We start from the raw sequence: 6,803 nt of genomic DNA, 5'->3' as shown, positions 1-6,803 counted from the left end.
GGTGAGGAGCGGTCCGGGCTGGAGGGGGGCGAGGGCGCGCTGTCGGTGCCCTCCGGGCAGTCCGCCGAGACCTACCGGCATCATCCACGGGAGGCGTCCACCGACCCGCGACGTACCGCGGGCCCGTCAGGCGGCTCCGCCCGGCCGCCCTCCATGTCGGACACCGGCAGCTTTCATCTGCCGCCTCCGCAGGTCACGGTCACCTCGTCCCCCGCCTCCGGGCAGCAGGCGGCGGCACCGCACCGGCAGCCGCCCGTCTCCCCCGACGAGCTCACGCACCGGCTGTCGCCCGCACAGCCGCTCCCACCGGTGTACTCCGGCCCGTCTCTGCCTCCTGCGGAGCAGTACCGCGCGGACGCCTCGACAGCCTCGTACACCGCCCGGACCCCGCAGTCACCGCCGAGTGGCCAGACGCCGTCACGGCACCGGGCGAGACGGTCTTCCCGCCCCGGGCCGCCGGCCAAGGTGGCGATCCCGGTCCTGCTCCTCGCGCTCGCCTGTTACGCCGTGGGCTTCTGGGCACTGGCCCGGATCTGAGGTCGTCGCAGGGCCTGGCGTCCGCCCCTACGCGGTGATTGCCCGCCGGGCGACCACGGTCCACACGCCGAGTCCCACCAGCAGTGCGCTCCCGGTGCCGATGCCGCCCACGGCGAGCGCCCTCATGGCGGTGTCATCGCCCGCGGCGACGCCCTCCGCGGCTGCCTCCAGGTCCTGGTCCGAGACGTCGAAGACGCCTTTCGGCTCGGACTCCCCCGCGTACTCGGGCCCGCCCTGTGGCTGCCCGCTCACGCGGACGCGCAGCGTCATCGGGAACGGTCCGTCCCCGAAGCTGTCGGCGACGCCCTTCGAGAGATGGGCGACGAGGTAGTGGGAGCCGGCGAAGCGCAGTGCGCTCACCTGTGCGGTGGCGGCGTGGCGGTTGGCGTGGTCGACGGGCGGCAGGGGAGGCAGGCTTCCGGCTTTCTGGTCGCCGTTGTAGCCCACGCCGACGTCGGCGATGTCGCCGCGCGCTGGGTTGTAGAGGGCCAGGTCCAGCGCGTCGGTCGTGTAGCCGGTGCCGCCGGAGTCGGTGCTGCCGAGTTCTGCGGTGGCGGAGATCTGCTGTCCCCAGTCGACCGGCACCGCGTAGAAGAGTGTCTGACCGGGCCGGATGTCGTCCTGCCAGGCTCCTTGGCCGATGGGGGTCGCCCCGGTGAATCCCGCGCCGCCCTTGCGGCGCTCGGCCTGTCCCGGGAGCGGCTGGGGGGTGGCGGAGTTCCATACCTCGGGCGCGCTGGTCGGCCCGGCCTTCGCCGTGTGCGGTTCCGTCATGGCGAGGAGCTCCAGGTCCCAGGTGTCCGGTGAGGAGCCCTCGCCGTCGGGGTCGACGCGTTCGACGGACACGTAGTAGGCGCCGGGCTTCCGGCACAGCGGTTTGCCGGGAGAGATCTCGCGCATGCCCCAGGCGGCGATGGGGTGGGGGCTGCGGGCGGCTCCGAAGCTCGTGTTGTCGACGGAGCAGGTGTTGCCTTCGGCGTCCTGCACGGTCACCTTGACCCCGTCGATGACGGAGACGGTGCTGTCGGGGGAGGGGACGGCGGTGACGGAGACGTACGCGTTCGACACGGCGTCGAGGTCGAGGCGGTAGCTGACCTTGCCGCTTCCCGGCAGGGAGCTCTTGTAGGTTCCGCCGGGCTTCAGGGGGGCGGCGTTGCCGGTGCTGCTCGCTCCTTCGACGCTCTGCGCGCCGTCGGCGAAGGCGTACGGGCTCGGCGTTCCGGAGGCCGTTCCGGCAGCGGCGGCCGGTCCCGGCGCGGCGGCCGCCACGGCCCCGAGGATCATGGCCACGGCTCCCAGACGCACGGGCACAGCCGGACGGTGGCGCCACGCCCCCGCGCGCCGCCCCCACGCCGTACGGCACCGTCTCCTCACGCGCCACCCCTCACCGTCGCCGGACCCCAGAGCCGTGTCACCCTGGCCCATCCTGCCGCGCCGGCCAGGTCCACGACCGGCTGTTGGCACACAAAACCCCGACCGCGAGGCGGCCGGGGTGTGCTCTAGGGGTTGTCGTGACTCACGAACCCGTGGGCACGGAGTCAGTCGCCTCCGTCCACAGGTCCTGCTCGGCGCGATCCGCCTGGATCTGGCGGTACACGAGGAGCCCGCCGATGGCGGCCAGTGCGACCAGGAGAAGCTTCTTCACCGCGCGACCTCGTCTTTCGTTGACGTAGGGGACCTCTGGCGCCCGACTATACACACCGACCGATACCGATCGGTGACCTGAGTCGGCCCTCAACTGCCGTCCCGGGAACCGGGGTAGAAGCGGAGTTCTCCGCTCCGATCGGAGGGTGATCACACCTCGACGGACGGCTACTTTGACCTCCATTCGCCACGTTCACCACCATTTTGCCCCTCTTGCGCCCATCCGGGTGGTGTTCATCAGAACATCGACGCGCCACGGGCGGAGATCCACCACTTCTCGACCCCCATACACATCATGAGGAAAGTACGCAAATCGCCCGACCCGAAAGTGAGGGGCCATGGCCCGGAACAAGGTCATGAAGCTGTGGACCGCCATCGTCACCGCCTTCCTCGCGCTGTGCACGGCGCTCGGACTCGTCACCACGACCGCCGCCGCGGCCGTACCGCAGACCGAGCAGAAGAGCAACAGCAACCGCGCGAGCATCCCGCAGCAGCGGACGGCGGCGCCGGCGACGTTCCCCTGGTCCTCACCCAGGGCCGCCCTGCCCCCCACGATGAAGCAGCGCATCCGCGCCGAGGCGCACGGCAAGACCCCCCGCTGCCGACACCGCTCGCCTGCGGACACGGCGGTCTCCCCCGTCCCCGACTGCGCGGACGAGGACCCCGACGCGGAAGCGGACCATCTCACGCCCATCCAGAGCTGAACCCGCGGAACAACACCCCGGCGACCCTGCGTACAAAGCCCGGCAGCTCGGCAGAGCGGCCGGGCTTACGCATGTCCGGCTCCATCCGGGGCTGACCGGCGATGAATACCAGCCATCCCCACCTGCCCCGGCCCAGCCACCGCCGCACCTGCGCGCCGGTCGATCGGGCGGCAGTTCTCGTGGCCATGCGGCCCTCCCGGGGGAGGGCCGAGCCCGGAGCCGTAGCCGATGTCAGCCATAGACGCCGAAAACCCCCAACCATGGCTGATTGGGGGTTTCATGCTGGTGGGGCTAACAGGATTTGAACCTGTGGCCTCATCCTTATCAGGGATGCGCTCTAACCAACTGAGCTATAGCCCCGCCGCGCTCTGCGAGGGTGTGCCCCGCGCGCTGACTCCTGAAGATTAGCGCACGACATGGGCAGTCCCAAAATCGGTTGTCGGGGCTACGTCAGGACAGCGGTGAAGGTGACGTCACTCGTCCTCGGCGAGGGTCAGCTCGACACCGCCCACGAAGCCGGCGGACAGGTTGTAGATGAACGCGCCGAGGGTCGCGAGGGCCGTCGCCAGGACGACGTCGATGACGGCGATGATGGACGTGAACATCAGGACGTTGGGCAGCGACAGGAAAGCCTGCAGGTCGAAGCCGTTGGACTCGTTCGAGCCGGTGGCCTCGGAGATCGTGCCGCCGACGGACGAGAAGACGCCCATCGCGTCCATGACCATCCACAGCACGGCGGACGCGACGATCGTGCAGATGCCCAGGGCGATGGAGAGCAGGAAGCTGACCTTCATCACCGACCACGGGTCGGCCTTCGCCACCCGCAGCCGCGCCTTGCGCACGCGCGGCGTGGTGCTCGCCCCCGTGCGAGGGCGCCGTACGGCACTCGCAGCGGCGCCCGCTCCGGCCGCCGCCTGCTGCGCCGGGTAGGCCTGCGGCGGGTGGTACGGCCCGGCCTGCTGCTGCGTCTGCCGATCCCCGGGCAGGGGCGAGGCCGCGCCCTGCTCCTGCGCGGCCGGCTGCGGCTGCGCGCCGGAGGGGGACGGGCCCGTGCCGGCCTTGGGCTGCTTGGCTTTCGGACCTCGGGTGTCCGTCACAGTTCCCCCCTGTGATGCATGCGAGTCAGGCGAGGCCGTGTCCTTGGTCGGGGACTTGATCGCCTTCAGGTTGGTCGTGTGCGGGTCCGCCGCACGCGCGGCGGAGCCACGGCCGCCGTCGTCCGCTTCCGTACCCCTTGAGGTACCGGCCGGTCCGGCGCCCGTGGCTCCGCTCACGCTGACTCACTCCTCGTGCCTACTCGGCCGAGGGCGCCTCACCCTCGTCCATGCCGGTCACGGCACCCTCGGCGGTCTCGTCGACGACCACGTCGCCGTCGACCTCCTCCGCCTCGCGTCCCGCCTCGGCGTTGCGAGCGATGCCCACGACGGCATCGCGCTTGCCCAGATTGATCAGTTGGACGCCCATGGTGTCACGGCCGGTTTCCCTGATCTCGTTGACTCGCGTACGAATCACACCGCCCGACAGCGTGATGGCGAGGATTTCGTCGGTTTCCTCGACCACCAGCGCGCCGACGAGGGTTCCACGGTCCTCGACGATCTTGGCGGCCTTGATGCCGAGGCCACCGCGACCCTGGACGCGGTACTCGTCGACGTTGGTCCGCTTCGCGTACCCGCCGTCTGTGGCAGTGAACACGAACGTACCGGGTCGAACAACATTCATCGAGAGCAGCTCGTCGCCCTCGCGGAAGCTCATGCCCTTGACACCCGAGGTGGCGCGGCCCATGGGCCGCAGGGTGTCGTCCGAGGCGGTGAACCTGATCGACTGCGCCTTTTTGCTGATCAGAAGCAGATCATCGTCCGCCGAGACCAGTTCGGCTCCGATCAGTTCGTCGTCCGAACCGTCCTCCATCGACCGGAGGTTGATCGCGATCACCCCGCCGGAACGGGGCGAATCGTAATCCTTCAGAGGCGTCTTCTTCACAAGTCCGGCCTTGGTGGCGAGCACGAGGTAGGGGACCGCCTCGTAGTCGCGGATCGCCAGGATCTCGGCGATCGCCTCGTCCGGCTGGAAGGCGAGCAGGTTAGCGACGTGCTGACCGCGCGCGTCCCGGCCGGCGTCCGGCAGTTCATAGCCCTTGACGCGGTAGACGCGGCCCTTGTTGGTGAAGAACAGCAGCCAGTGGTGCGTCGTGGACACGAAGAAGTGGTCGACGATGTCGTCTTCCTTGAGCTTCGTGCCGCGCACGCCCTTGCCGCCGCGCTTCTGGGCGCGGTAGTCGTCGGTCTTGGTGCGCTTGATGTAGCCGCCCCGGGTGACCGTGACGACGATGTCCTCCTCGGCGATCAGGTCCTCGATGGACATGTCGCCCTCGTAGGGGATCAACGTCGTCTTGCGGTCGTCGCCGAACTTCTCGACGATCGCAGCCAGTTCGGCGCTGACGATGCCCCGCTGACGGACCGGGGAGGCGAGGATCTCGTTGTACTCGGTGATCTTCGCCTGGAGCTCGTCGTGCTCCTGGACGATCTTCTGGCGCTCCAGGGCGGCCAGTCGGCGCAGCTGCATCTCGAGGATGGCGTTGGCCTGGATCTCGTCGATCTCCAGCAGGCTCATCAGGCCGCCGCGGGCGATCTCCACGGTGTCGCTGCGCCGGATCAGCGCGATGACCTCGTCGATGGCGTCCAGGGCCTTCAGCAGGCCGCGCAGGATGTGCGCCCGCTCCTCGGCCTTGCGCAGCCTGAACCGCGTACGGCGGACGATGACCTCGATCTGGTGCGTCACCCAGTGGCGGATGAACGCGTCGAGCGAGAGCGTGCGCGGCACGCCGTCCACCAGCGCCAGCATGTTGGCGCCGAAGTTGGTCTGCAGGTCGGTGTGCTTGTAGAGGTTGTTCAGCACGACCTTGGCGACCGCGTCCCGCTTCAGGACGATGACCAGACGCTGGCCCGTGCGGGAGCTGCTCTCGTCCCGGACGTCCGCGATGCCGCCGATCTTGCCGTCCTTCACCAGGTCGGCGATCTTCTGCGCGAGATTGTCGGGGTTGGTCTGGTACGGCAGCTCCGTGACCACCAGGCACTGGCGGTTCTGGATCTCCTCGACCTCGACGACCGCGCGCATCGTGATGGAGCCGCGGCCGGTGCGGTACGCCTCCTCGATGCCCCGGCGGCCGACGACGAGCGCGCCGGTCGGGAAGTCCGGGCCCTTGATGCGCTCGATCAGCGCGTCCAGCAGCTCCTCGTGGGAGGCCTCGGGGTTCTCCAGGTACCACTGGGCGCCGGAGGCGACCTCGCGCAGGTTGTGCGGCGGGATGTTGGTCGCCATGCCGACCGCGATACCGGCCGAGCCGTTGATCAGCAGGTTCGGGAAGCGGGCCGGCAGGACGGTCGGCTCCTGGGAGCGGCCGTCGTAGTTGTCCGTGAAGTCGACGGTCTCCTCGTCGATGTCACGGACCATCTCCATCGACAGCGGCGCCATCTTGCACTCGGTGTACCGCATGGCCGCGGCCGGGTCGTTGCCCGGGGAGCCGAAGTTGCCGTTGGAGTCGACGAGCGGCATGCGCATCGACCACGACTGGGCCAGGCGCACCAGCGCGTCGTAGATGGAGGAGTCGCCGTGCGGGTGGTAGTTGCCCATGACGTCACCGACGACGCGGGCGCACTTGTAGAAGCCGCGCTCGGGCCGGTAGCCGCCGTCGTACATGGCGTACAGCACACGGCGGTGAACGGGCTTGAGGCCGTCGCGGACGTCCGGCAGCGCACGCGACACGATGACGGACATCGCGTAGTCGAGGTACGAGCGCTGCATCTCCGTCTCGAGCCCGACGGGCTCGACGCGCATGGCCAAGGCGTCACCCTCGGGCGTCGTCACGGGAGTGTTCTCGTCGGTCATTGCTGGTGAAGATCCTTCCTGATGCGGTCAGCT

Annotated in this window: 5 protein-coding genes, 1 tRNA gene and 1 pseudogene; 2 read left to right on the top strand and 5 right to left on the bottom strand. The window is 69.5% G+C overall.

Going from position 1 to position 6,803, the window contains the following annotated elements; genetic code table 11:
- A pseudogene (locus tag C1J00_RS44960) lies at positions 1-537 on the top strand (serine/threonine protein kinase); the annotation flags it as partial.
- Positions 538-564: 27 nt separating this feature from the next.
- Here C1J00_RS44960 and C1J00_RS01625 read toward each other — a convergent pair.
- The gene (locus tag C1J00_RS01625) at positions 565-1,848 is read right to left on the bottom strand and encodes a hypothetical protein (RefSeq protein ID WP_102907224.1); all 1,284 of its coding nucleotides are present in this window, start codon (positions 1,846-1,848) and stop codon (positions 565-567) included.
- A 205-nt stretch (positions 1,849-2,053) separates the two neighbouring features.
- On the bottom strand, positions 2,054-2,182 hold the full coding sequence (locus C1J00_RS45830) for a DLW-39 family protein (protein ID WP_003999697.1): 129 nt from the start codon (positions 2,180-2,182) through the stop codon (positions 2,054-2,056).
- Between the two features lie 337 nt (positions 2,183-2,519).
- Between C1J00_RS45830 and C1J00_RS01615 the strand changes: the two genes are divergently transcribed.
- Complete coding sequence (locus C1J00_RS01615; protein WP_102907222.1) at positions 2,520-2,885, top strand: DUF6344 domain-containing protein; 366 nt, start codon at positions 2,520-2,522, stop codon at positions 2,883-2,885.
- A gap of 283 nt (positions 2,886-3,168) precedes the next feature.
- Here C1J00_RS01615 and C1J00_RS01610 read toward each other — a convergent pair.
- The 3 genes from C1J00_RS01610 to gyrA all read right to left on the bottom strand — a co-directional run bounded on the left by C1J00_RS01610 (position 3,169) and on the right by gyrA (position 6,770).
- A tRNA-Ile gene (locus tag C1J00_RS01610) sits at positions 3,169-3,245 on the bottom strand.
- Positions 3,246-3,358: 113 nt separating this feature from the next.
- Positions 3,359-4,159, bottom strand: a complete 801-nt coding sequence (locus C1J00_RS01605) for a DUF3566 domain-containing protein (protein WP_102907221.1) — start codon at positions 4,157-4,159, stop codon at positions 3,359-3,361.
- Between the two features lie 19 nt (positions 4,160-4,178).
- Entirely contained in the window at positions 4,179-6,770 is a 2,592-nt protein-coding gene (gene gyrA / locus C1J00_RS01600) for a DNA gyrase subunit A (RefSeq protein ID WP_102907220.1), read from the bottom strand.
- Between the last annotated feature and the right edge of the window lie 33 nt (positions 6,771-6,803).

The organism is Streptomyces cahuitamycinicus (genome assembly GCF_002891435.1).
GTDB lineage: Bacteria > Actinomycetota > Actinomycetes > Streptomycetales > Streptomycetaceae > Streptomyces > Streptomyces cahuitamycinicus.
This window is presented reverse-complemented; position numbering and strand designations above follow the sequence as displayed.

Excerpts from the sequence above, each read along its gene's own strand:
- C1J00_RS01615 (WP_102907222.1), top strand. The coding sequence starts at position 2,520 with ATGGCCCGGAACAAGGTCATGAAGCTGTGGACCGCCATCGTCACCGCC.
- gyrA (WP_102907220.1), bottom strand. The coding sequence starts at position 6,770 with ATGACCGACGAGAACACTCCCGTGACGACGCCCGAGGGTGACGCCTTG.